Source organism: Salinilacustrithrix flava (assembly GCF_041228405.1).
Lineage (GTDB): Bacteria > Actinomycetota > Acidimicrobiia > Acidimicrobiales > Salinilacustritrichaceae > Salinilacustrithrix > Salinilacustrithrix flava.
Genome location: NZ_CP133888.1, coordinates 2573633 through 2597316, shown reverse-complemented (window position 1 = coordinate 2597316; position 23684 = coordinate 2573633). Strand labels below are relative to the sequence as shown.

The window sequence follows — 23684 nt, the reverse complement described above, 5'->3', positions numbered from 1 at the left end:
TGACGATCAGGCAGGCTGGAGCGCCCCCGTGCGCTTTCACTTCAGGTCAGACGTTGGCGGGCGCGGCGAGAAGTGCCGTTCGCTCGAAAACTTGCGACCAAGCACAAACCGCGTCCGGTACTCGCCGGTGCACCGCCAGCCGATCCGCTCCAGTGAACGGATCGAGGCAGCGTTCCACGGGTAGACGAGACCCCAGAGCACATCGCTGCCCGGCAACGTCTCCGCGTAGACCGAGATCATGCGACTCAGCAGCGATCGTCCGCGGTAGGCCGGGTCAACGAAGCTCCTACAAGAGAAATGCTCCGTGGGTGGAACAGAGACCGTCCGGTGGAGTTCGGCTACGAACACTTCGCCTTGTGTCATCCAGGTACTCGCCGCAATCCGGTCCCCATCCAGTGCCACGACACATGAAGACTGTTGCCGATCGAAGTGGCGGAGATCGTCGTCATGCGCATGCGGGTTCATGCCGTCCACAATCCGATACGCCGGCTTGCAGAGCACCCGAATATCCAGTCCATCAGCTTCCGCGGGGAACGCGCTCTCAGATGCCCGTGTCTCGTACCGGTCGAGCATGATCTGTCGGAAGATCAGTTTGCGGAACGCGAGTCGGAAGATCTGAGCTGTCCGGGCCCAGCCAGCCCCGATCCGCAGAGGCCAAGACCCGGCCTGCCCGCCTCGGTTTGCGCTCAGGCGAAGCCGCCCCCGAAGTGCGGCCCGGGTACGCGGCCGGTCGGCCATGTATCGAGGTCTCCAGTTCTTGAGGGCTTGAGGGTGCACGACGCCCAGCTCCGCCGGAATCACTTCGAGACCGAGCACTTGCGCCATCGCTAGTCGATGGTGTCCCGACCCACCGAAGACAGGTTCCAGGTTGGGGCCGATGTGAATGCGAACTCCACCACGTTCTCGAAACGCACCGTCCCACACCTCCGTACGACACCTAAATCGCCCCTCCGCCTTGACAAGCTCGCATTGGCGGTCGAGGCGTCGATATCGGGCGATGATCTGATCCATGTCCCTACAGCCATCTGCCACGCCGCCCGCCTCCAACTCTGCCAGCAAGACATCAAAGATGTTCGTCGCTTCCCAAGGAACCCCGTCGCGCCAACGCTCAGTACAAGCCTTGATTTTCGGGATCTCTTGAAGGGCGAATGCCGGGAGGTCCCAATACTCGCCGCCGACAACCGCCCCGGAGTCCTCTTGACCTTTCCCGTAGCGGCATTCTGTCACTTGCGAAGGATCGACCCAGATCCTTTCACACCATCGTGGAGCATCGAGCCCATACCGAAGCACTCCACGAGCGTCACGGGGCAGCGCCTGCAATAGCAGAGCACGAAGCCACGCCGCTCGACTTCGAAAATAGTTGAAGGATCTTCTTCTCACGTTCTGCACGATCCACACCCGCTCACCGTCTTGGATCCACCGTGCTACAGGTAGAGTTTCCGCCAACGGAGCGAACCCACTACGCGGCCGACGCGCCTACCCAGGAGTCGAGCCCACTCCACACGGCTCTGACGGCTCAACAGGCGAGGGATCGACAACCCGAGCAGCGCCCATCCTTTCAAAGCTGCCCCCGGCGAGCTGCGAGGCATTCCCGCCTCCTTGAAATCGCGGTAGAGATGAACCTCTTGGAGAGCGCGATGGAATGAGCGCCTGATCTCGCTTCGCGCCCCCCGTACCGCTTGGATATACGTCACCCTCGCCGGGGACTCGATCAACTCATAACCAGCAATCTGCGCGCGGAAGAAGAAGTCGAACTCATCCGCGCCACCGCGGTAGCTCTCGTCAAATCCTCCAATCGCGTCGAAGCATTCCCTCGACAGTCCGCAGCAGGCGCCAAGCGGTGCCGGCAGAAAGGAAAACCGCGTAGCAACACCGAGTTCTCGGCCTGCAACACCGAGTATCGTCTCCACACACGTTCCTCCGACGAGCGGGGCCCTATCGAGCGCCCGGGCCATCTGAGAAATCCAGTCGCCTTGGACGACGTCGTCTGCATCGCAGAAGAGGATTCTCTCATGCGAAGCCGCCCGCACCGCAGCGTTTCGAGCCACGTTGATTCCCGGCTCCTTTCCCGCATCGATCACTCGAAGATCGAGCCTCTCAGCGAAAGAGCACGCAACTCTTCTTGTATCGTCGGTGCTGCCGTTGTCGGCAACAACCACTTCGACTGTCGAAGCACCAACCTGGCTGGCCAAGGCTTCCAATTGCGCGGCGAGGGTCTCCGCTCCATTCCGTACCGGAATGCACACCGAGACGCCACAGCCTGTTGTCGTGAGATCCACCATCTCCCGTCCCTTGACCTCCAACGGGCAGAACCCGCCTGACCTAGTCTCGTCGAGTGCCGCAGCCGAGGTCTCATCCGACGTTCTCGATCGTATTGCCTGCGTACGGACGCCCACGGTACCTGGCAGAAGCAATCGGCTCCGTGCTGCAGCAGACGTACGAGTCTTTCGAGTGCATCGTCGTGGACGACGCCAGCCCTCAGCCCGTGCGGGTGGAGCGGGATGAACGCGTGCGGCTCGTCAGACGAGACGAGAACGGCGGACCAGCCGCCGCACGAAACACGGGAATGGACCTGGCCGAAGGGGACTACGTCACGTTCCTCGACGACGATGACCTCCTGGTCCCCGACCGTTTGGCCATGACGGTTCCACATCTGGACCGTGCTCCGATCGTTCTCTGCTGGACCAACTACCTCGGCGAGCCAGCGAGGCACGGACGGCGGCTGAGCGGCCCGGTTCAAGGCGAACTCCTAGCATCGACCATCCCCCACATGGGCTCCGCTGTCATCCGGCGAGACATCCTGCAGCCCTTAGATCCCACCTTCGCTGCGCTAGAAGATGTCGAATGGTGGCTGCGCATGTCCCGGTATCCGGTGCACACCGTCGAGCAGGTCGGCTACCTCCTCAGACGTCACGAAGGACCCCGAGTTGGCTACGGGTTGAGAGAACGGGCAAATGCAGCCGAGCAGTTGATCCGCGCCCATGAAGGGCATTTTGACCAGTATCCGAAGGCGGCGGCCTACCGGTGGCTATGGTCTGGCGGTGTCCTAGAACGGCTCGGAGATCTTCAGGACGCTTCCAATGCGTACACGCGATCGATTCGCGCGAGGCCATCCGTGCGGGCCCTGCGAGGCCTCATTCGGGTCAAGGCCGCAAGCCACCGCCGGACGTTGCGACGCCCACCGAATTGAGGTGACAGTCCGGCGAGGTTGAGCCCCAGTCTTGACCTCTCCAGAGGCGACTGTTGGACCAGTTGATACGCCTTCGCAAAGAAGCCGCCAGCACGATCTGGTCATCACCAGCATGATGTGCCGCCAAGTAGGAGCGAAGCCTTCCGTATCCACGGTCTATGGTGAACACTCTGTCTATGGTGAGCACTCGCTGACCAGTCGAAAATGGATGCAGAACCGCATGAAGACGGTTTGTCACCACGGCCGGCGCTGCGTGAAGCCCAGCAAGGCCAAGCGAAACGAGACATCTGGCCCGTCGATCGTAGTGAACGAGCCGCAACCTCACATCGACTGGGGCGAGCCTGGAACTCTTGAGCGTCCGTGCTAGACGAAACACTCGGCTCTGCAGACCATTCGCAGCGACCTCGACCTTGGACGGTTTCGACTCTGCCATGAGCTTGTCCCAGTCCACCGGAGCGCAGTGGTCGTGCACTGCACGCTCGACATCCCTATCCTCCACCTCGGAGTCGGATCGCATCAGGACTAGGAAGTCCGAGGTGGCTGAGCCCGGATCGAACTTCCTCATTGAGCGACAGGGAGCGAGATCAGGACAGAGCTCAGCTGAGATTCCCCAGTTCGGTCAGCATACGGAGACTGCGTTCGTCGCGAACTAGTACGTGTAGATCTCGGCAACGACGCAAGAAGTCCGTGTCTGGTTCCAAGGTGGTTTGATCGGACCTGTAAGCGACGGTCTGAGGGAGTTGAAGATAGCGGCGGGTCGGAAGATCAAACATCACCCGCCGACGGAACTCCTGAAATCCAGGCCAATAGTCGCTAAAGTTCCCACCGCCGTGGAAGAGGATTGTTCCGTCTGGATGCGCCAAGTCGAGGTCGGCTACACAATAGTTGGCCATCGTGGCCGAGTAGCGGGCGCGGATTCCGAGTTGCTCTAGCAACGATCGCGGCAGTCCCTATCGCCGAATCTCCAACGTTGTTGTGGTGCGGAAAACTCCAAGAGAAACACGCAAGCACTGGGCTGGACCCACCTACCGACACACTCGCGAGCGCTTTCTACCTGTACGCCTAGATGCTCCAGCAATCCGCTTGCGCATCTGGAAGCGCTGGCGTCCTCATCGGGCACGGCGGATACGGCTCTACTCCATTGCCCTAGCCGCTTGTGCGGTCGAGCGCCCACTCACATCCTCCTGGTTCATCATCCATCTGAGCACTACGCCAATCGTCGCCAAGCCCGGATCCTTCGAAGAGGATGCGCATCTCCGCAGAATTGCACGTACGCCTCTGCAAGTCGCTCACAACTGGCATCGGTGCGCCAGGCCTCACGATCCGGAGACCAGGTCGGAGATGCGCTGCACGCCCTCGGCCAGGTCATCATCGCCGAGCGCGAACGACAGCCGGGCGTAGCCGGGGGTGCCGAAGGCCTCGCCGGGCACGATGGCCACCTTGGCCTCCTCGAGGATGATGGTGGCCAGGTCGAGCGTGTTGTCCGCCGTGCGACCGTTCAGCGAGCGGCCATAGAGGCCGGTGAGCTTCGGATAGGCATAGAACGCGCCTTCCGGCTCGAGGCACTCGACGCCGTCGATGGCGTCGAGCATCTTCCAGATGGTCTGGCGCCGGCGGTCGAAGGCCTCCCGCATCATCACCACGTCGTCGAGCGAGCCGGACACGGCGGCCAGAGCAGCTCGCTGGCTCACGTTGGCGACGTTCGACGTGGAGTGGCTCTGCAGGTTGGTGGCGCCCTTGATGACGTCGTTGGGGGCGATCATCCACCCGACCCGCCAGCCGGTCATGGCGTAGGTCTTGGCCACGCCGTTGAGGACGACGCAGCGGTCGATGATCTCGGGAACCTCGACCGGCAAGGAGGTGAACTCGTTGCCGCCGTAGACGAGGTGCTCGTAGATCTCGTCGGTGACCACCCAGATGCCGTGCTCGACGGCCCACTGGCCGATGGCCCGAACCTCGTCACGGGAGTAGACGGCGCCGGTGGGGTTCGACGGGGAGACGAACACCAGCACCTTGGTTCTGTCGGTGCGGGCCGCCTCGAGCTGCTCGACGGTGGCCTTGTAGCCGGTGGTCTCGTCGCACACGACCGGGACGGTGACGCCGCCGGCGAGGCCGATCGGCTCGGGGTAGGTCGTCCAGTACGGGGCGGGGAGGATGACCTCGTCGCCCGGGTCGATCAGGGTGAGGAACGAGGCGTACACGGCGTGCTTGCCGCCGTTGGTGACCAGGATGTTGGCCGGGTCCACCTCGAGCCCGGAGTCGCGCTTGGTCTTCTCGGCGATGGCCTGCTTCAGCTCAGGCAGTCCGCCGGCCGGGCTGTACTTGTGGTTCTTGGGGTCCCGGCAGGCCTCGACGGCGGCCTCGACGATGTGGGCTGGGGTCGGGAAATCGGGCTCACCGGCACCGAAGCCGATGACCGGCTCGCCAGCGGCCTTCATGGCCTTGGCCTTGCTGTCGACGGCAAGGGTCGCGGACGGCGCGATGGCGGCGACGGCAGCGGAGATTCGGGACGAGGACAAGGCGTTTCGCTCCTGGTCGGGGACTCCGCGATAGTGGCATCTCAAGCGTGGATAGTCACCAGCGATAGTGCGACTCCTGGTGTGGCCCAGGACGCCGACGTGGTCCACGACACGGGCGACGAGGCGATCGCCGGGGTCAAGACGTTCACGTCTGCCCCGGTCGTGCCCGATGCGTCGTTCGCCATCGCCAAGAGCACCGGACTCCAGTCGGCCCTCGATGTCAAGGCTGCGGCCACGGACAACGTCGCCGGCGACCAGACGATCCTGAACGTGGTGAAGCTCACCCAGGTCGCCTACGGCGCCCTCGGCACGAAGGTCCACGACGCGCTGCGTCATCACGGCAGAAGCCTGCGCCGGGGAACCGCCGACCCCTCGGCCCTATACGTCGGCGGCTCAACCGTGTCCGACGACATCACTGGCCTGTCCGACGGCGACCTCGTGGGCACCTGGCCGGACTCCTCCGGCAACGGTCGCTACAGCACCAGGCGAACTCGGCGAAGCGGCCGGTGTTCCGCACGTCACCGTCATCAACGGCCAGAGAGCTGTCGTGTTCGATGGCGTGGACGACCTGCTCGCCTCTGCGGCATTCAAGTCTCTACCTCAGCCCTACACGGTGGTCGTAGTGGCCCAGATCGCTCGGGACCTCGGACTACGACCGCTTCCGGAGTGCAGCGCCAGGGTCGTCGGTCGAGCAAGACGCACGCTCGTGGCGGGAACAACTACGACATCTACTGGGCTGGGGGGACGACCCGCACCAACGCCCAGCGGCACTGCCGACACGAACCCTTATCTGCTGCGGATTCAGTACGCAGGGGCGACCTCGTCCATACGGAGGGACCGGGGGTCACTCTCAGCAGCCTGGACCTGGTTCCAACGGTGGCACCGCCCACTTCATCGGCGCAGCCTCATCGGAGGTTCGTCACCTGAACGGCCCCATCGCCTTCATCGGCCCTACGCCGGGAGCCCTTCCGTCGACGACGCCGCCGATCTGCTCGCCTGGTCACAGTCCAAGTGCGGCACCCCGTAGGAGCCGCCATGCCCCCTGTCACCGCTCAGACCGAGTACAGCGCCCCCACGTTCATCGTCGTGCGGGTCAGCCAGCGCCAGAAGGCTGAAGCTGCCGCCATCGCCGCTGACCCCGGGGGACACGTTCGTCCCCGGCACGCCGCTCCGAGCAGCCGGCGACCCCACCCAACGCGGTCGTGGCCTACTGGGCAAGGTGGAACATGAAGCCCTCGCAGCGGTCGGCGTTCGCCCCCAACATGGGCGGGACGATCACGTTCTCTCGGGTATTCAGACGCCGAACAAGCAGCACAGCCAATGGACGCTCGACGCCACCGAAGGCCAGTGGACGTCCGACGCCGTGCTCGCCGCGCTCGGCTTCGACATCCTCGACTCCGGCGTCGGCCCGGTCATCTGACCCCCGCCAGAAGCAGTTATTACAGTCGGCAGGCACATGGGACGTCTCAGGTCAGTGCTGGCGCCGCTGCGCTGCAGGTTCGATCAGGTCGACCCGTCTGCACGTCTGGGTGCTCGGGCGGTCCGACGGGCCACCCTCCCGCCGACGACCGTGGTCAGCGTCTACCGCCGCAGGAACGCCGACACGCTCCTCGACCTTCTTCGCCCGGTCGCGGCGCGGGAAGGCGTCCACGTCCGACTCTGGGCGCTGGATGACGAAGCCCCCGAGTTAACCCGTTGGACGACGGGGGCAGGACCGGGCGGACGGTTCGAGTTGCTCAACCGATTGCTGGCAGAGGCCCCCGCCGGCTACGTCGCTCTTGTCGACGACGACGTCTCCTTCACGAAGGGCGACCTTGCGACCTTCATGAAGCTCGTAGACCATCTCGGGTTCGACCTCGCACAACCCGGCCACTCGGTCAACAGCTCCCGCGGCCACAACTTCACCACCATCGAACCCCTCTCGATTGCCCGCCGAACCACATTCATCGAGATCGGCCCGATCGTGGCCATCGCGCCTTCCATCCGTCCCGCTATACAGCCGTTCCCAGGGCGCACACCGATGGGGTGGGGCGTCGACGTCGAATGGTCCGACCTGGCCAGAAATGGCGACCGCCGGTTCGGCATCATCGACGCCACTCCCATCCGTCACGCCGATCGGCCCGGAGGCGGCTATAGCGATGACTCGCAGGATCACGAACGACGCGCAGTCCAGGATGCGCTGAACGTCCGCGGACTATCCGCCGTCACCGACGTCCAGGCGGCGATCGACATGGTCCGGCCGTGGAGGGTCCGACCCACGCGGTAACGGCCTTCCAGGTCCGCAGTCTCAGGCCTCGCAGAGTTGAGCGACGTGAGCCAGGTGACGGCGGGCCAGATCGCGCTCGGACTCGGACGCTGCCGCCACCAGCTGCCGATTGCGGAAGGCGTGCTCGACCAGGTCGGGCAGAGACCGGGAGCGCCTCACCGGATCTCGGGACCGGGCGAGACGACGCAGGGCGCGAGGTGCCGAGGGAAGGGGTACGGCCGCTGCTTCAAGGCCAGCTCGCTCCAGATAGCGCCGTACCTTCGTACCTTGTGCGTCGGCCGTCTCCACCACAGCGCAGGGGACACCCGCTCCGATCGCGAAGATTGCAAGGTGGAGACTGTGTGTCACCACGGCGGCAGCGTTCGCTATGAAAGTCTGAACCACCCGAGGCGAGCGCGTGCTCGGAAGGCAAGTTCCCGTTCCTGACTACTCGTGCGTCTCCCACGCTTGAGCGTCGACCACGAGGACCGGCATGTCGGTCATTCGGGACTGGGCGGCTAGGAGAGCGTGGCGATGCGCTACCACGTATTCGCCGGGTCGAAGGTGCGAGAGATGCTCGTATCCGGGCAGCCCGATCGCGAAGTCCCAGTCATAGGGCCTGAGCAGGGTCGCGGGACAGGGGACGGCCTCAACGTCGGGCCTGGTTGGCCGGATGCGATTCGCGATTTCGAGGTCTCGGACCGTGACCAGGCGATGGTCGGAGAGGAAGCTGAAGTCGTCGACATCGAAGGTGATCCCGCATGCGTTGAGGATGTGGGGACCGGGAGTCCGAAATCGCCGGAGCAGGCGACCCCATCGGTCGTCGTCGCCTCGGTTCAGCAGGTTGCCACCCCCGATCACCAATGTGCTCACGTACTCGTCGGTGTCCGACACGTGCCGCGCTGGGATCCCTGCGTCAGCTAGGTGCTCGATTGTGACCTCCGCTGTAGCGATGTCACCGATCGAGTTGTGCCATGGAGCGACGGTCAGGACTCCAACGGTCACCGGTGCTCCCTCACGGTCGGGAGACCGTAGCGGTCCATCGCCCGCAGAGGCGCCGACCCACTCCAGAACGGCAATTCGCCGACGACAACAGGCTTCGCGATAGTTACGACGTGTCTGCTGTTCTTCCCGCCATCAGAATCCCCGACGACCTGAAGCCGAAGGACGGCCGCTTCGGCGCCGGACCATCCAAGGTGCGGCCGGAGCAGATCCAGGCCGTGCTCGACGCCTCACCCGAAGTCATGGGCACGTCGCACCGCCAGGCGCCGGTGAAGTTCGTAGTCGGCTCGTTCCGCAACGGCCTCGCCGAGCTGCTGCAGCTGCCCGACGGCTACGAGATCATCCTCGGCAACGGCGGCACCCACGCCATCTGGGACGGCCTCACCGCCGGCTTCATCGAGCAGCAGTCGCTCCACGCAACCTTCGGCGAGTTCTCCTCCAAGTTCGCGAAGGGCATCGCCGCCGCGCCGTTCCTGAACGACCCGATCATCGTCGAGTCCGAGGTCGGGTCCCACCCGACCGTCGAGGCGGTCGACGGGGTGGACGCCTACGCCCTCACCCACAACGAGACCTCCACCGGAGTGATGATGCCGGTGCAGCGCCCCGAGGGTGCCGACGGCCTCGTCATCGTCGACGCCACCTCCGCCGCCGGCGGCCTGCGCATCGACCTGACCGAGTGCGACGTCTACTACTTCTCCCCGCAGAAGGCCCTGGCCTCCGACGGCGGCCTGTGGATCGCTGCCGTCTCCCCCGCCGCCATCGAGCGCATCGAGAAGCGTGCCTCGGCCGGCGACCGCTGGATCCCGCCGTTCGTGAACCTGAAGGACGCCCTCGACAACAGCCGCAAGGACCAGACGCTGAACACCCCGGCCCTGGCCACGCTGATCATGGCCGACAACCAGGTCCAGTGGCTCTGCCACAACGGCGGCATGGACTTCGCCGCCGGCCGCTGCGACCAGTCAGCCGAGATCATCTACGGCTGGGCCGACGCCCACGCGCTGGCCACGCCGTTCGTCACCGATCCGAACAAGCGCTCGCACGTGGTCGCGACCATCGACTTCGACGAGTCGGTCGACGCCGCGGAGATCGCGGCGGTGTTGCGGGCGAACGGGATCGTCGACACCGAGCCGTACCGCAAGCTCGGCCGCAACCAGCTTCGAGTGGCCATGTTCCCGGCCGTGGATCCCGAAGACATCCGAGCCCTGACCGCCTGCATCGATCACGTGACAGAGAAGCTTCGTTGACCTAACCGGTCAAGCGCTCGAGGATGCCCTCAAGGTCGGCCACGCCAGCCACCGACGTGGGCGTGCCCGCCGACAACCGGCTCACGGAGGCAAGGGCTTCCAGTAGTTCCTGACGGTCGGTGCCGTCCAGGTCCCACGAACGCACGAGCAACCGCACCAAGGTGCTGCCCGGGTGCTCGTCAGCGCCAAAGTCCTCGGGGGGCCAGTGGATCGCTCGCAACCGGTAGGGACCCGCTTGCGCCACCACCTCGTCGACTCGGGTCCCGAGCCCCAGCTCCGGACGCAGCCCGACATCCACCACGACGTCGCTTGCGCCAGGATCCACGCGCGTCACCTCGGGATCGGCGATAGCGGCCCCCGCCGTTCGGATGAGGCGCTCGATGGCGGTCGTCCTGTTCAGGAGCGATCGCGGCACCAGATGAGCAGCTCCGTCGCGCACGACCGCACCCATATCCCTCACGGCCACGGTTCCGGAGGGTGCTCCAGGTGAGGCGAGCCGGCCGAGGACACCGTCGAGGGCCCGCAGCAGACGCGATGGGGACGGACTCACGACGAGGTCGCATCGGCCGTGCTGCAGGCTGGCGCGCCCGACCCCCACCACCGGCGCCGGCGGGTGCAGGACGACCCTCATGTCGTCGACCGCACGATCGTCCTCGGCGAGGAGGTCGCGGTACCGCGAGCGGGTCTCCTCCAGAGCCTCCTCGTCGTCGAACTGGACGCCGACATGGAAATCGCCAGCACGGATCGTAGTGAAGCCGACCCAGACCGGGTCGATCCGTGGCCCTCAGGGGTTCGGGGGGCGTTTCAGGTAGAGCGGTCCCGTCACGCCGGAACCTCGGAATCGGCGTACTCGAGCAGTCCCTCGGCGATGAGCGAGCCTGCGAACTCCATGACCTGTTCCGTGGCCAGGGCGGGCTCGATGTGGAAGACCTCGGCGACGTCCGCAGCCAGGTCGGCCGCCGTCGCCGAACCGTCGAAAAGCGGCCACAGCAGGGATCCTGAGGTCGAGAGCAGGTGTGCGGCGGGCCGCTCCGGGTCCCACACCACGACCGCGTCGTCCACCTCGACCCAGACCAGATCCGGGCGACGACGAAGGGCTGCGGACGGATCCAGCTCCACGATGCGAAGGTAGTTCACGGCCCAGATGGAGCCACGCATCGCTCCGAGATGCGTATGGTGCTGCTCACCACAGGTGGTTAGCCTCACATCAGTACTTGCGAGCGATCCGCTTGAGCGGGAGGCGACGGAATGGGCAGCACCGATCAGACGTCCGGCGTGAGCCGGCGTGATCTGTTGAAGAAGAGCGCGGTGGCGGGCGGCATCGTCTGGGCTGCGCCGCTGATCCTGAGCGACACCGCCGGAGCCACCTACATCGGCTCGCCCGCAGATTGCGTCTCGTACTACTGGTGCAAGGGCACCACGAACGACACCGGTGGGGAGATCACTGGCGTCGGCGGCGAGCCCTCTCACTGCTACACGCCCGCCCCAGGTGGATCCGGGCCGGCGAACCCGCCGGAGTATGTGCCTGGCCGCACCTACGGCAGTGCCTGCGGCACCGTGAAGTCGTTCTCAGACAACACCATCACGCTGTACGCGAACCTGGACGGCGACACGAGCAAGGCGAAGATCCAGGCGGTCTCCGGTTACACGAAGGGCGGCGCCGGCGAGGGGTCGTGTGCCGTGGCGGCCGTCAAGAAGAACGCCGACGGCACCTGGACGATCACCTTCCCTCTGACGACGAACGCAGGTGGGTTCTCCCACGTCGAGTTCGCCTTCTGCGTCTGATCGACGCCTCGTCCGCTGCACACCGATCCCCGTCCCGCATACCACGCACTGGGCTGGTGGTTCAGCCTCGACACCGGGAGCGCGACACCGCTCCGGGCATATCTCAGCGCCGTCTTGTCCGGACTGGAAGCGCCCGAGGCGCCGACCGGCATCTCCCGCTACACGGTCTCCCAGGCGTCCGACGGGTGGCAGCTCTGCCTTGACGGATCCCTGATCGGTCGCAGCAGAGAGCTCCAGGCAATCGCCAACCGCGTGCTGTGGAGCATCAACCAAGAGGTCGCTGCTCGCCACCATCAGGTCCTGGTCCACGCAGCGGCGGCGAGCCTGGACGGATTCGCCGTGGTCGTGCCGGGTAGCTCTGGCGCCGGCAAGTCCACGCTGATCACGGCGTTGGCCCGGGCGGGTTGGGGCTACCTGACCGACGAGGCCGTGCCTTTTCGAGCTGACGGACTCGTCGAGCCGTACCGGAAGCCCCTGACGCTCAAGCCTGGCTCGTGGCGACTGTTCCCCGAGCTGGAGCCGGTGACCCCAGAGGTTCGCCCGCCGTTCACCGACACCCGCTGGCACGTGTCTCCGTCAGTCCTCGGCTGGTCGGTCGAGCATCGCCCTGCAACGATCAGGTGGATCGTCTTCCCGGAGCGCCGCTCCGGGGCCAGCACCGAGATGCGGGAACTGTCGCACGGCGAGACCGTCACGGAGCTCCTGCGCAACTGCCTCAACCCGGCAATCATCGATCAGGAGCGCCTCAGCGACCTCGCTTCCAGCGTCCGGGGTTGCGCTGCCGTCAGCTTGGCGTTCGACGACCTGGCGTCGGCCGTCGATGCGATCGAGACACTGGCTCGGGCGTGAGCCCCGACCGGCGCGAGGCACACCACCACCAGCACGAAAGGCAGCACCTGCACGCGCTGGCGTACCAGGATCCCGGCGTTGCTGAACGCTGAGAAGCCGAAGACGAACAGCAGGGTGTAGACCCCGCAGAACGCGACGTACGGTCGACGCAAGATCGAGAGCACCCCGTGAGCGAAGCGTCGCCAGCTGGTCACGAACAGCAGCATCAAGAACGCTGACTCGGCGGCGGCGACCAGTGCCTGGGCATTCGTCGCCTGCCAGGGGAACGGGCGGAACAGCACGTTCACGAAGGCCACTGGCAGCAAGGTCGGCTCGAGGTCGGTGTCGGTGTCTTCAATGAACTGCGAACCACCCTGACCGGTGTTGCGCTGCACCTCGTTGAAGGTGGTCTGAACCGCTTCCTGGTTGAAGTCGTCGACACCGAAGAACGTCTCGAGCTGCGCGACCGAATAGACGAGGCCGAGACCGAGGATGACCACGACCGCGAGCTTGCCGATGGGAGCGAAGATCGAGGCGCCCTTGGGCGGACGACGCAGCACGTAGGCGAGGAACGCAGCGAAGGCCACCAGCGCGCCAACGTGCGGACGCACCAGCGCCAGCAGCCCGAAGCCGGCCGCGAGCAGGAGCAGGCCACCACGAGCCGCAGTGAGCAGGCGGGCAGCGCCGTACGCGACGACGCCGAGGCCCATGCACATCCACGCTTCCTTGCCGATCGACGATGGCCAGAACAGCAGGGACGGGAGGAGGAGCACCAGACGGGCGTAGCGCCAGTGGTCGCCGTCCGGAACGGCCCTGACGAAGGCCCGGTGGAAGAGGTAGAGACCCCAGAAGCCCATCCACGAGAACACCAGGAACCCGCCGAGGGTCGTGGCGCCAGTGATGCTGTACACGACGCCGGTGAGGATCTCGATGAAGCCGGTGCCGACCACCCCCTTCCCGAGGTCGACCGTGAAGTCCCCGTTCCAGAACTGGCGCGACAGGTCGGCGCCGATCCGGCTGTAGGCGTTGGCGTCCGCGCTGCCGTCGTAGAGATCGAACGCGACGATGTAGCGGGGCACCGCAGCGAGCAGCTTGAGCCCGAACGCCCACCACAGGAGCTTGGCGATCCGCGGGTCGTGCTCGGCGGCCGCCGCCCGTCGGAGCAGCGGGATGCTCAGGACCACGAGGCCGACCGCCACCGGGAACACCGCCCAGGAGTCGTACGACCGGTTCTCCATCCCCCAAGCCAGGGCAGCGGCGATCAGTCCGATGCCGGCCACGGCCAACACCTGGAGCACCCGCTGGCGAGCAGTGCCGTCGAGTCGGAGCCGGCGAAGCGGCCGCGTCGCCACCGCGACCATGGTCAGCGGAGCGGGTCGGGGCGGGGTTGGTCGTACTCCGACCACAGCGCCGGGGCGTCGTCCTCGGTGAGATCGTCGGCCGGCTGTCCGCGGTCCGAAGGGGATGCGACCGGCCCTTCCACCCGTTCGACCTCGGTCTCGGCATTTCTCGTCTGCCTGCGGCGACGCCGTCCCGATGTCGGCGCCTCGTCGATCGTGGTCGTGCGGTAGTAGGAGGCGTAGCTGCCGTCTCGCTCCGGGACGCCGATGGCGATGATGCCGGCGACCGGTGCACCGAGGCGATCGAGGAGGAAGCGCGTGCGGCGAGCGCCATCGCTCGTCGTCTTGCCGACCCTCGACACGACGACGACGGCGTCGACAGCCGGGATGAGCTCGCTCGCATCGTTGGTGGCCAGCAGCGGCGGGGTGTCGATGATGACGACGTCAGCCAGGCCCCGCGCCCCCTCGATCAGCTTCCGTCCGGCTGCAGCCACGTCACCGAGGCTCCGGAGGTGATCGCCGCTCGGGGCGATCGACACGCCGGGGACATCCGTGGGCCGGATGACGCTGGCGAGCGAGGCTCGGCCGGTGAGCACGTCGGCGACGCCAGGACTGGTGGGGACGTCGAAGTAGCCGTGGATCTCGGGGCGGCGGAAGTCGCACCCGAGTACCAGCACCGACCGGCCGGTCTCGGCCATGGTGACCGCGAGGTTCGCCACGGTCGTCGTCTTGCCGTCGCCGGGGGCGGCCGACGTGACGAGGACCACCTCGGGCTCGCCTTCCCGGTCCTCCGGCGCGCTTCCCTTGAGGCCCATCACGGTGACGGGGCTGAGCAGCAGCGCCGCCCGCAGCGTCCGGTACGACTCGGCGAACCCGGACATGTTGTCGGTCCGGGCGAGGAGCTCACCCTTGCTCGCACGTCCGGCGGAGGGGACCTCGGCGATGACGGGGAGGCCGAACGCCTCTCCGATCTCGTCGACATCGTGGAGACGGGTGTCGAGCCGCTCGAGGACGAGGACGGCGGCGAGGCCGAACAGCAGACCGATGATCGCCGCCAGCAGGGTGCGCCCCTCCCGGCTGTCCGGAGCCGAGAACCCGCCACCTTCGACCTCTGCGAGCTCCGGAAGGGCTGCCTGCAGCGTGACGTAGCCGGCGCTGGGCGGGGGTTGGTTCAGCACCTGCTGCTGCTGGTCCAGGGCTGCGCCGTACTGGCGCAGCTTGGAGTCACGCTCGGCCGAGAGCACGCCGGGGGCCTCACCGTCCACCGACTGCTCGAGGATCCGGTCGTTCAAGTCGTCGATCTCCGCCTGGAGCCGGGTGAGCTGCTCGTTCACCCGCTGCACCGATTCCTGGCTGGTCTCGGTGGCTTGCTCACCGAGACGGGACAAGGTCTCCTCGGCGAAGACGTTGGCCCGCTCGGCCGCGGCTTCGGGCGAGGTGCCGGTGGCGGTGATGTCGAGGGTGCCCACCTGCTCGTTCGGTTCGAGCGTGATGTCGGAGGCCAGCAGCGCCGGCTCGCGGTCCCAATCGAGGCGCTCGGCCGCCCGCTCCGGCACAGGACCGGTCTTCACGTAGAGCGCGACCGTGGCGAGGGCCTGCGGTGCGACGGCCGAGCTGTCTCGGAGGATCGTGTGCGTCGCCGAGTAGGTGACGTCGTCGTTGGCGGGTTCCGCCGGCGTCGTGAACCAGGCCGCCAGGCCGGCCACGAGCACGCACGCGACGATGAGGGCCCACCGGCGACGGAACAGTCGGAGGTAGTCGAGGAGGTCCATCAGCGCGCCACGTCCAAGGTGCGGGAGGGTACCGGACGCCTATGCACCGGATGGGAGCGCAGCGACGACCTCGTCGGCGTGCTCGTGCAACCGGCCGATGGTCTCGGCGACCCGGCCGACCGTGGCCTCGTCCATGTGCGACCACAGCGGCGGGCTCAGCACGGAGCCGGCGAGCTCGTCGGTGACGGGCAACGGTCGGGGGCTCTCCCAGCGGCCCTCGTACGCCTGCTGGCGGTGGATAGGTGGGTGGTAGTAGCGGCGGCTGTCGATGCCGTCAGCCTTCAGCGCCTGCTGGAGCTCCGGCGCGGACATGCCGTACTCATCGGCGTCGACGACGATCGTGAGGTCCTTGAACGTCGACGTGTCGCCCTCGGTCGGGCGGACGACCCGCAGGCCGGGGACCCCGGCGATGGCCGACTCGAAGTGGTCGACCAGGGCGCCGCGCGTCGCGACGTGCTCGTCGAGCCGTGCGAACGAGGCGAGTGCGACGGTGGCGTGCAGCTCGCTCATGCGGGCGTTGAGCCCGCAGAAGCGGGTGTCGTAGTCGCCGGGGTTGCCGTAGTCCCGGCCCATGCGCAGACGGGCGGCCAGGTCAGGGTCGGTGGTCGACACGAGGCCGCCCTCGCCAGCCACGACGACCTTGGTCGGGCTGAGGCTGAAGACCTCGGCGACGCCGAACCGGCCGATCGGCACACCACCGCGGGCGCTGCCGAGGGCGTGGGCGGCGTCGTAGAGCAGCGGGATGCCGGCGTCGTCAGCGAGCTTCCCCAGCGCCTCCACCTCGCACGGCGTGCCGTAGATGTGGGTGGCGGTCATGGCCGACGCCCCGTCGAGCAGCTCGGCGAGGCCGTCGTGGTCGAGCGTGGCCCGCTCGGGCTCGACGTCGGCGAAGTCCGGCGTGCCGCCGGCCCACACCACGGCATGTGCCGAAGCGGAGAAGGTGAAGCTCGGCATGACGACCCGGCCGGTGGCGCCGATTGCCTGGAGCACGAGCATGAGACCGGCGGTGCAGCTGGAGACGGCGACGACCTCGGTGCCGAGCCGCTCCCCCACCACCTCCTCGAGCCGGCGGACGGCGGCGCCGTTGGTGAGCATGCCGCTGTCGACCACGGCACCCAGGTCCCGGGTGAGCGCAGCGGGATCGTCGATGGTCGGGCGGACGAGGGGCAGCCCGTCGGGGAAGGCAGGCGTGCCGCCGAGGACGGCGGGCGTGTCGGGGCTGGTCACAGGACCTCGATGTCGGGGTGGTCGCGCCGGCCGGTGGCGTTGCGGGCGTCGAAGAGCAGCGACGACCAGCCGGCGATCTCGTCCAGGTCGTAGGTGGCGTGGGGGGTCAACAGGATCACGGCGTCCGCGTCGCGCACGAGGTCCTCGGTGAGTCGACGGCGGCGCAGCTTCACGCCGTGCTCATCGATCGAGGTGACGAAGGGGTCGTGGAACGACAGCTTCGCCCCCCACGAGGACAGGTGGGCCAGCACCTGGATGGCGGCCGACTCCCGCACGTCGCCGACGTCGGGCTTGTAGGTGACGCCGAGGGCCAGCAGCTTGGACCCCTTCACCGCGATGCCCCGCCGGTTCAGGGAGTCCATGATGCGCCGGGCCGTGTAGCTGGGCATCTGGTCGTTGATGTCCTTGGCCAGCTCCACCAGGCGGAACGGGCGGCCCGTGTCCCGACGGGACTGCCAGGTGAGGTAGGCGGGGTCGAGCGGGATGCAGTGGCCGCCCACGCCGGGACCGGGCTCGAAGCGCTGGAACCCGAAGGGCTTGGTCGCCGCCGCGTCGATGACCTCCCAGGTGTCGATGCCCTGGTCGGCGCACAGCTGGGCCAGCTCGTTCACGAGCGCGATGTTCACCAGGCGGTAGGTGTTCTCGAGCAGCTTGGCCAGCTCGGCCGCCCGGCAGCTGGAGACCGGGTGGACGATGTCCACGAGCCGTCCGTAGAAGGCGGCCGCTGCGGCCGTGCAGTGCTCGGTGAGCCCCCCGACGACCCGGGGGACGCCGGCGAAGCCGTGGGCGTGATCGCCGGGGTTGATGCGCTCCGGGGAGTAGGCCAGCAGGAGGTCCGCACCGGCCACCCGGCCGTGCGACTCGAGCAGCGGCCGGAGCACCTGCTCGGTGGTGCCGGGGTAGGTCGTGGACTCGAGGATCACCAGGGTGCCGGGCATCAGGTATCGGCCGACGGCGGCGCCGGCACCTTCGATGGCGGCGAGATCAGGCCGGCTGTCGATGAGCGGCGTCGGCACGCAGATCAAGACGACGTCGCTGTCGCCGACGACGGCGGGGTCGGTGGTGAACCCGAGGCGGCCGGTGGCGAAGGCCTCGACGAACAGCTCGTCATCGACACCGGGCACGACCTGCTGACCCGACGACAGCGACGCGACCCGGTCGGCGTCGAGGTCGACCCCGATGGTGCGCATCCCGGCACGAGCGGCGGCCGCGGCGACGGACAGCCCGACGTAGCCCTGGCCGATGACCGACACCGTCGCCGTGTTCGCCTCGATGGCCGCGACGAGCGTGCGGGACAGGTCGGCGGCGGGGTCAGTCCGTCTGCGTGGTCGGGGCATCGTCGGAGGCTACGTGGGGGGATTCGGTCGCCTCGGCACCGAGCTCGATGACCGGACCGGTGGAGGCGAACAGCGCGGCCCGGACGTCGTCGTCCCGCTGCCCCTCGGCCAGGGTCCGGAGCCGGGTCACTGCGGCACGCAGGTCCTCGGGGGACGGCAGCGTCGGCGAGATCCGGGAGATGGATTCGTGCACCGTCGGCAGCGCCGGCTCGTCCTCGTTCAGCAGCTCCTCCACCAGCTTCTCCCCCGGCCGCACGCCGGTGACCCGCACCTCGATGTCGACGCCAGGGCGCATCCCCGACAGCCGGATCATCCGCTCGGCCAGATCGAAGATGCGCACGGGCTCGCCCATGTCGAGGACGAACAGGTCACCGCCCTGGGCCAGCGCTGCGGCCTGCAGGACGAGCTGCACGGCCTCGGGGATGCTCATGAAGTAGCGGGTCATGCGCTCGTCGGTGACGGTGACCGGGCCACCGTCCTCGATCTGGCGCACGAACGTGGGGACCACGCTCCCCCGGCTGCCGATCACGTTGCCGAAGCGGACCGCGGCGTGCGTCGAGCCGGGTGGGGCCTGGCCGAGGACCAGGTGCTCGCCGAGGCGCTTGGACGCGCCCATGACGCTCTTCGGAGCGACGGCCTTGTCGGTGGAGATGAAGACGAAGCGCTCGACGCCGGCCGCCTCGGCCGCCTCGAGCAGGTGCTGGGTGCCGGCCACGTTGGTGAGGATCGCCTCGCTGGGGTGGTCCTCGAGGAGGGGCACGTGCTTGTGGGCGGCGGCGTGGAAGACGATCTCCGGCTTGTGGCGGGCGAAGGCACGCTCGACCGCCGTCCGGTCCCGCACGTCGGCGAGCAGCTGCACGACCGGACCGTCCAACGTGGCCGCCATGTCGTGGAGGTGGGACTCGTCGTGGTCGAGTGCCACCAGGGTCGACGGCCCGGCCTCGGCGACCTGGCGCACGATCTCGGAGCCGATGGAACCGCCTGCGCCGGTGACGAGCACGCGCCGGCCCGCCAGCATCCGCCGGACGGCCTCGAGGTCGGTCTCGACCTGCTCGCGCCCGATGAGGTCGTCGATGCGCAGGTTGCGGATGTGGCGGATGCCGACCTCGCCCCGCATCCGCCCGGCGATGCCGTCGACGATCTTCAGCGCGACGCCGGCCTGCTCGGCGTAGGCGGCGATGACCCGCACCGTCTCGCTCGTGGTCGACGTCATGGCCAGGACGGCCTGGTGCGCCCCGGTGAGCTCGGCGACCTCCGGGAGCTGGTCGTAGCCACCCGCGACCCGCAACCCCATGATCCAGCGGCCGTGCATCGTCTCGTCGGGGTCGAGGATCGCCACCGGGACGAGGCCGGCCATCGGGCTCTTGCGCATCTCGCCGATGAGCGCGGCGCCTGCGTCCTTGCCGCCGATGATGATGACCCGGAGGCCGTCGGCCCCGCCGGCGCCCTTGCGCCGGAACGAGAAGAGGCGGCTCCGGAACCGGACCGCACCGAGCAGGAATCCACCGAGGCCGGTGCCGAGGAAGACGACGGTCCACGGCACGCTCTGGCCCCGGATGAGCTCGACGCCGATCAGCACGAGCAGCGCGACACCCATCGCGTCGAGCAGCCGACGGGCCTCGTCTGCGCTGGCGTGGCGCCACACCTGCCCGTACAGCCCGAACGACCAGAGCGACAGGACGCCCACGACGGTGGCGAAGGGCAACCAGAGCAGGACCTGCTCCCACCACTCCTGCGGGACGTTGCCGTCGAAGCGGAGGACCAGCACGCCGATGTAGGCGGCCGCCAGCAGGACCATGTCCAGCACCGCGAGCAGCGCGTCGGCGCGTGACTTCACGGCGGTGCGAGCCAGTCGGCCCCACCAACCGGTCGCTTCGTCCGCCTCGTCCTGGTGCTCCTGCACGTCTCTCCCGCTCGGCCGCCCCACCGCCGGGCCGGCCGGTCCCGAACGGTACCGCCTCCGCTGCGTCACCGACAATGGTCTTCAGGTCCGTTCCGGCGGCACTTCCGCCACCGAGGGTGGCCTCTGGCCTGTTCTCCACACGGTGGCGCCGCCGACGAGCAGCGCAGAGACGAGGAGCAGCGCGGGCGCATGCCAGACGTGGTCGACGGTGCCGTGCACGGCGACGATGGTGACCGCCGCGGCCGCTGTCGTCCCGTCGCCCCCCGCGAGGGCGAGACGAGCCAGGACGGCCAGCCCGAGCGCGACGACGAGCACGACGCCGACCCCACCGAGCTCCACGGCGAGCTCCAGGTACTCGTGGTGCACCCAGCGCAGGTCGGCGTCCTGCGTGACCGGGTTGCGCGCCTCGAACGCACCCGGCCCGAGGCCGCGCACGGGTTCCTCGCGAGCGAGGTCGACCGCGGCCGACCAGAGCTCGACCCGGACGACGTCGGAGCCGGCGAGCGGTGCCGAGTCGTCCACCGCCAACAGGACGCTCAGACCCAGGACGAGGCTGGTGGCCACCGCACCCCCGACGGCGACGACCGGAGGCCACCGGCTCCACGTGGCGAGCAGCAGCAGGGCGCCGGCGAGTGCGAGCACCGCGATGCCCGCTGTCGATCGGGTGAGCAGGGTCGCGACCACCAGCGTGGCGGCGACGGCGGTCCATGCCTGGCGCTCCCTCCCGGCGGGCGCCTGCCGTGCGCTGGCGACCGCAGCCACGACCCCGACCGCAGCGAGGGTCGCGTTGGAGTTGGCGTAGCCGGTCGGCGCACCGCCGGCCCCGAGCAGCCCGGGGTAGGTGAGCGCGAACGCCCCTGCGATCGCGCTCGCCAGCGCCTTCGGGACCAGTCCGGGCCACCCGGCGAGCCGTCGACCGAGCAGCACCGCCGCGACCAGCCCGGCCAGCAGGAGCAGGACCGGGGCCGATCGACCCTCCCCGCCCCCGGCGACGAGCGCAGTCCACACCGCCAGCCCACCCACGAGTGCGAGGGCGCCGACGTCCGCCCGCCGTGCTGCGCTCGCGGTGGTGGGCGGGAGCGGCATCCTCCCGCAGGCTACGAGCGGCGCGACCGGCGGTCACCCGTGGGCGCACGTCGAACGGCCACGATGGTGGCGTGGAGCTGTGGATCGCAGGGGCCGGTGGCGTGGGGCGGGAAGCGCTCGACGTCGCCATCGCCGCCGGGCTGGACGTCGCCGGGTTCCTCGACGACGCCAAAGCGGGGTCGACCGTGCGTGACCTGCCGGTCCGGGGGCCGGACGCCATCCCGGCCGGTGCGACCTTCGTCGTCGCCATCGGGCAGCCCTCGGTCCGTCTCGATGTCGCGGCGCGCCTCGCCGCCGTCGGCGCCGTGCCGCTGTCCACGTCGCTGGTGCATCCCCGCTCGATCGTCGGGCCGCTCACCGAGATCTCCGACGGGTGCCTCGTGTCCGGCGGGGCCCACATCTCGTCGTCCGTGTCGCTCGGCGCCCACGTCCAAGTCCACTACACCGCCACCGTCGGCCACGACTGCGTCCTCGAGGAGGGCGCCACCGTGCTGCCCGGGGCCAACGTCGCCGGTGCGGTGCGGTTGGGCCGAGCGTCGATGATCGGGAGCGGCGCTGTGGTGCTGCAGGGGCTCACCGTGGGCGCGGGCGCCGTCGTGGGCGCCGGGGCCGTGGTGACCCGGGACGTGGACGCAGGCGCAGTCGTGGTCGGGGCGCCGGCCCGCCCCCTCGAGCTCTGAGCCGATTCCGTCGACACTTTCCGGCCGAGGGTTGCAACGAACAGGTGTTCGCTCTATCGTGGACCCACGCCTCGGAGCACGGCGTTCGAAGGGCTCCCGACATCGTCACTTCCCCGCTGATCCACCCACCTGCGGAGGTGTCCTTTGTTCGGGCCCACCATCGAGCTGCTGCAAGAGACGGTCGACCGGTTGCAGGCAGAGGTGCGCGCCGTCGAAGGGTCTGATCTGGACTGGTCGGTCGTGGCGGGCGAGCTGGTGGCGATCGAACGCGAGCGCGAACGGTTCGACCACCTGATCGGCTTGCTCGTATCCGATCTGCAGGCACGGGGAGCCCACGTGCGCGACGGCGCGCGGAACATGGCCACCTGGCTCACCCAGCGCACCGGTCAGCGGCGCGACATCACCGGGTCCCGGTGCGCCTTGGCCGACAAGCTCCGCTCGATGCCGGCCACCGACGCCGCCGTCGGTGACGGCCGCATCACCGGATCCCACGCCCAGGTGCTCGGCCGCTGCCTGAACAAGCGCACCGCCGACGTGTTCGCCGAACAGGAAGAGACCCTGGTCGGCATCGCCGAGACCATGTCAGCAGACGACCTCGCCGGGTTCGTCGAAGCCTGGCTGCGCTCGTTCGACCCGGACGGGCCGGACCCGGGTGAAGGTCCCGACGACACCTTCCACCTGTCCCAGACCATCGACGGCCGGCTCAAGGGCCGCTTCGACCTCGGCAGCGAAGGAGCCATCCGGGCCAAGGCGATCCTGGACGAGGTCACCGCCCAGATCCGAGCCGAGGACAAGGCCGCCCGCGACGTCGACCCCACCGACCCGCGCGCTGGCGAGACGATGTCCCGGCGTCGGGCTCGGGCGCTCCTCCGGATCCTGGACCGGGCAGCCGTGTCGCCCAGGAACCCGGCCGGTCGTCAGCCGCTCTTCACCGTCCACACCAACCTCCCCACCATCACCGGCACCGCCAGCCCCGAGGAGTGGATGGCCGCCCTCGAGCTGCAGTGGCGTGCCGCCGTGCCCGCCCCGCTGCTGGAGCGCTGGCTGTGCGATGCCTCCGTCGCCCGCATGGTCCTCGACGCCGAAGGCCTCGTCCTCGACCACGGCCGAGCCGTGCGCACCGCCACCGCCGCCCAACGCCGAGCACTCGTCGCCCGCGACGGCCCCACCTGCGCCGTCCCCGGCTGCGACATACCCGCCGGCTGGACCCAAGCCCACCACGTCGAGCACTGGAAGCCCCACGGCCTCACCGACCTCGACAACCTGCACTTGGGCTGCGAGCACCACCACGCTCGCATCCACGCCGGCGAGCTGGTCGTCGAGATGATCGACGGCAGACCCCGGTTCTCCCTCCCCGACGGCCGTCCGCTCTCCGACCCCCGAGCCGGGCCACCGCGGGTCGATCTGGAGCCGCTGGCGCCCGCCGCCCCGCCGGGCGATCCGCCACCGTTCTGAGCGTTGGGGGCCGGCCGGACGAGGGGCCGAAGACCGACCTGCACAAGGAGCGCCATCCCGACGCGCTCGGG

The 23684-nt window shown here is 68.3% G+C and carries 22 protein-coding genes and 1 pseudogene; 9 read left to right on the top strand and 14 right to left on the bottom strand.

Annotated elements, in window-relative coordinates; all coding sequences use genetic code 11:
* Positions 1 to 36 precede the first annotated feature (36 nt).
* Together RGQ06_RS12820 and RGQ06_RS12815 are read right to left on the bottom strand one after the other, a co-directional pair.
* A complete protein-coding gene (locus RGQ06_RS12820; protein ID WP_432428599.1) occupies positions 37 to 1227 on the bottom strand; it encodes a GNAT family N-acetyltransferase in 1191 nt (396 codons plus the stop codon).
* A 197-nt stretch (positions 1228 to 1424) separates the two neighbouring features.
* Complete coding sequence (locus tag RGQ06_RS12815) at positions 1425 to 2282, bottom strand: glycosyltransferase family 2 protein (RefSeq protein WP_432428598.1); 858 nt, start codon at positions 2280 to 2282, stop codon at positions 1425 to 1427.
* A 53-nt stretch (positions 2283 to 2335) separates the two neighbouring features.
* On the opposite strand from RGQ06_RS12815, the gene RGQ06_RS12810 reads away from it, so the two are divergent.
* Positions 2336 to 3190, top strand: coding sequence for a glycosyltransferase family 2 protein (locus RGQ06_RS12810; RefSeq protein WP_432428597.1), 855 nt, complete (start codon positions 2336 to 2338; stop codon positions 3188 to 3190).
* A 596-nt stretch (positions 3191 to 3786) separates the two neighbouring features.
* On the opposite strand, the gene RGQ06_RS12805 is transcribed toward RGQ06_RS12810, so the two are convergent.
* Together RGQ06_RS12805 and RGQ06_RS12800 are read right to left on the bottom strand one after the other, a co-directional pair.
* Positions 3787 to 4083 carry a polysaccharide pyruvyl transferase family protein gene (locus tag RGQ06_RS12805; RefSeq protein WP_432428596.1) on the bottom strand — a complete coding sequence of 99 codons (297 nt, stop codon included), beginning with the start codon at positions 4081 to 4083 and terminating at the stop codon, positions 3787 to 3789.
* A gap of 423 nt (positions 4084 to 4506) precedes the next feature.
* On the bottom strand, positions 4507 to 5709 hold the full coding sequence (locus RGQ06_RS12800; protein ID WP_432428595.1) for a pyridoxal phosphate-dependent aminotransferase: 1203 nt from the start codon (positions 5707 to 5709) through the stop codon (positions 4507 to 4509).
* 33 nt (positions 5710 to 5742) lie between these two features.
* Between RGQ06_RS12800 and RGQ06_RS12795 the strand changes: the two genes are divergently transcribed.
* From RGQ06_RS12795 to RGQ06_RS12785, 3 genes are all read left to right on the top strand, one after another.
* A complete protein-coding gene (locus RGQ06_RS12795; RefSeq protein WP_432428594.1) occupies positions 5743 to 6636 on the top strand; it encodes a hypothetical protein in 894 nt (297 codons plus the stop codon).
* A gap of 292 nt (positions 6637 to 6928) precedes the next feature.
* On the top strand, positions 6929 to 7129 hold the full coding sequence (locus RGQ06_RS12790) for a hypothetical protein (RefSeq protein ID WP_432428593.1): 201 nt from the start codon (positions 6929 to 6931) through the stop codon (positions 7127 to 7129).
* A gap of 36 nt (positions 7130 to 7165) precedes the next feature.
* Positions 7166 to 7975: a hypothetical protein gene (locus RGQ06_RS12785; protein ID WP_432428592.1), complete on the top strand. Its 810-nt coding sequence runs from the start codon at positions 7166 to 7168 to the stop codon at positions 7973 to 7975.
* Between the two features lie 21 nt (positions 7976 to 7996).
* Here RGQ06_RS12785 and RGQ06_RS12780 read toward each other — a convergent pair.
* Together RGQ06_RS12780 and RGQ06_RS12775 are read right to left on the bottom strand one after the other, a co-directional pair.
* Positions 7997 to 8371, bottom strand: a pseudogene (locus RGQ06_RS12780) (polysaccharide pyruvyl transferase family protein); the annotation flags it as partial.
* Between the two features lie 30 nt (positions 8372 to 8401).
* Positions 8402 to 8959, bottom strand: coding sequence for a polysaccharide pyruvyl transferase family protein (locus RGQ06_RS12775; protein WP_432428591.1), 558 nt, complete (start codon positions 8957 to 8959; stop codon positions 8402 to 8404).
* Between the two features lie 110 nt (positions 8960 to 9069).
* Between RGQ06_RS12775 and serC the strand changes: the two genes are divergently transcribed.
* Positions 9070 to 10200 carry a phosphoserine transaminase gene (gene serC / locus RGQ06_RS12770; protein ID WP_432428590.1) on the top strand — a complete coding sequence of 377 codons (1131 nt, stop codon included), beginning with the start codon at positions 9070 to 9072 and terminating at the stop codon, positions 10198 to 10200.
* 1 nt (position 10201) lies between these two features.
* Here serC and RGQ06_RS12765 read toward each other — a convergent pair whose 3' ends face one another.
* Positions 10202 to 10831, bottom strand: a complete 630-nt coding sequence (locus RGQ06_RS12765) for a hypothetical protein (RefSeq protein ID WP_432428589.1) — start codon at positions 10829 to 10831, stop codon at positions 10202 to 10204.
* A gap of 191 nt (positions 10832 to 11022) precedes the next feature.
* Positions 11023 to 11319 carry a PqqD family protein gene (locus tag RGQ06_RS12760; protein WP_432428588.1) on the bottom strand — a complete coding sequence of 99 codons (297 nt, stop codon included), beginning with the start codon at positions 11317 to 11319 and terminating at the stop codon, positions 11023 to 11025.
* A 129-nt stretch (positions 11320 to 11448) separates the two neighbouring features.
* Here RGQ06_RS12760 and RGQ06_RS12755 point away from each other — a divergent pair, with 129 nt between their 5' ends.
* Both RGQ06_RS12755 and RGQ06_RS12750 read left to right on the top strand, forming a co-directional pair.
* Positions 11449 to 11985 (top strand): twin-arginine translocation signal domain-containing protein, encoded by a 537-nt coding sequence (locus RGQ06_RS12755; RefSeq protein ID WP_432428587.1) that lies wholly within the window; start codon positions 11449 to 11451, stop codon positions 11983 to 11985.
* Between the two features lie 114 nt (positions 11986 to 12099).
* Positions 12100 to 12834 carry a hypothetical protein gene (locus RGQ06_RS12750; RefSeq protein WP_432428586.1) on the top strand — a complete coding sequence of 245 codons (735 nt, stop codon included), beginning with the start codon at positions 12100 to 12102 and terminating at the stop codon, positions 12832 to 12834.
* Here RGQ06_RS12750 and RGQ06_RS12745 read toward each other — a convergent pair.
* The 6 genes from RGQ06_RS12745 to RGQ06_RS12720 form a co-directional block, all read right to left on the bottom strand.
* Positions 12720 to 13892, bottom strand: coding sequence for a hypothetical protein (locus tag RGQ06_RS12745; RefSeq protein WP_432428585.1), 1173 nt, complete (start codon positions 13890 to 13892; stop codon positions 12720 to 12722). The two genes, RGQ06_RS12750 and RGQ06_RS12745, sit on opposite strands and share 115 nt — an antisense overlap.
* Before the next feature lie 284 nt (positions 13893 to 14176).
* Positions 14177 to 15925 carry an AAA family ATPase gene (locus tag RGQ06_RS12740; protein ID WP_432428584.1) on the bottom strand — a complete coding sequence of 583 codons (1749 nt, stop codon included), beginning with the start codon at positions 15923 to 15925 and terminating at the stop codon, positions 14177 to 14179.
* Positions 15926 to 15964: 39 nt separating this feature from the next.
* Entirely contained in the window at positions 15965 to 17152 is a 1188-nt protein-coding gene (locus RGQ06_RS12735; protein ID WP_432428583.1) for a DegT/DnrJ/EryC1/StrS family aminotransferase, read from the bottom strand.
* The gene (locus RGQ06_RS12730; RefSeq protein ID WP_432428582.1) at positions 17149 to 18489 is read right to left on the bottom strand and encodes a nucleotide sugar dehydrogenase; all 1341 of its coding nucleotides are present in this window, start codon (positions 18487 to 18489) and stop codon (positions 17149 to 17151) included. Before RGQ06_RS12730 ends, RGQ06_RS12735 begins: the two co-directional genes overlap by 4 nt.
* On the bottom strand, positions 18464 to 20392 hold the full coding sequence (locus RGQ06_RS12725) for a polysaccharide biosynthesis protein (protein WP_432428581.1): 1929 nt from the start codon (positions 20390 to 20392) through the stop codon (positions 18464 to 18466). The genes RGQ06_RS12730 and RGQ06_RS12725 overlap by 26 nt, the downstream gene beginning before the upstream one ends.
* Positions 20393 to 20473: 81 nt before the next feature.
* Positions 20474 to 21478, bottom strand: a complete 1005-nt coding sequence (locus tag RGQ06_RS12720; RefSeq protein ID WP_432428580.1) for an O-antigen ligase family protein — start codon at positions 21476 to 21478, stop codon at positions 20474 to 20476.
* Between the two features lie 71 nt (positions 21479 to 21549).
* Between RGQ06_RS12720 and RGQ06_RS12715 the strand changes: the two genes are divergently transcribed.
* Positions 21550 to 22158, top strand: a complete 609-nt coding sequence (locus RGQ06_RS12715) for a NeuD/PglB/VioB family sugar acetyltransferase (protein ID WP_432428579.1) — start codon at positions 21550 to 21552, stop codon at positions 22156 to 22158.
* A gap of 189 nt (positions 22159 to 22347) precedes the next feature.
* Entirely contained in the window at positions 22348 to 23613 is a 1266-nt protein-coding gene (locus RGQ06_RS12710) for a DUF222 domain-containing protein (protein ID WP_432430670.1), read from the top strand.
* Positions 23614 to 23684 lie beyond the last annotated feature (71 nt).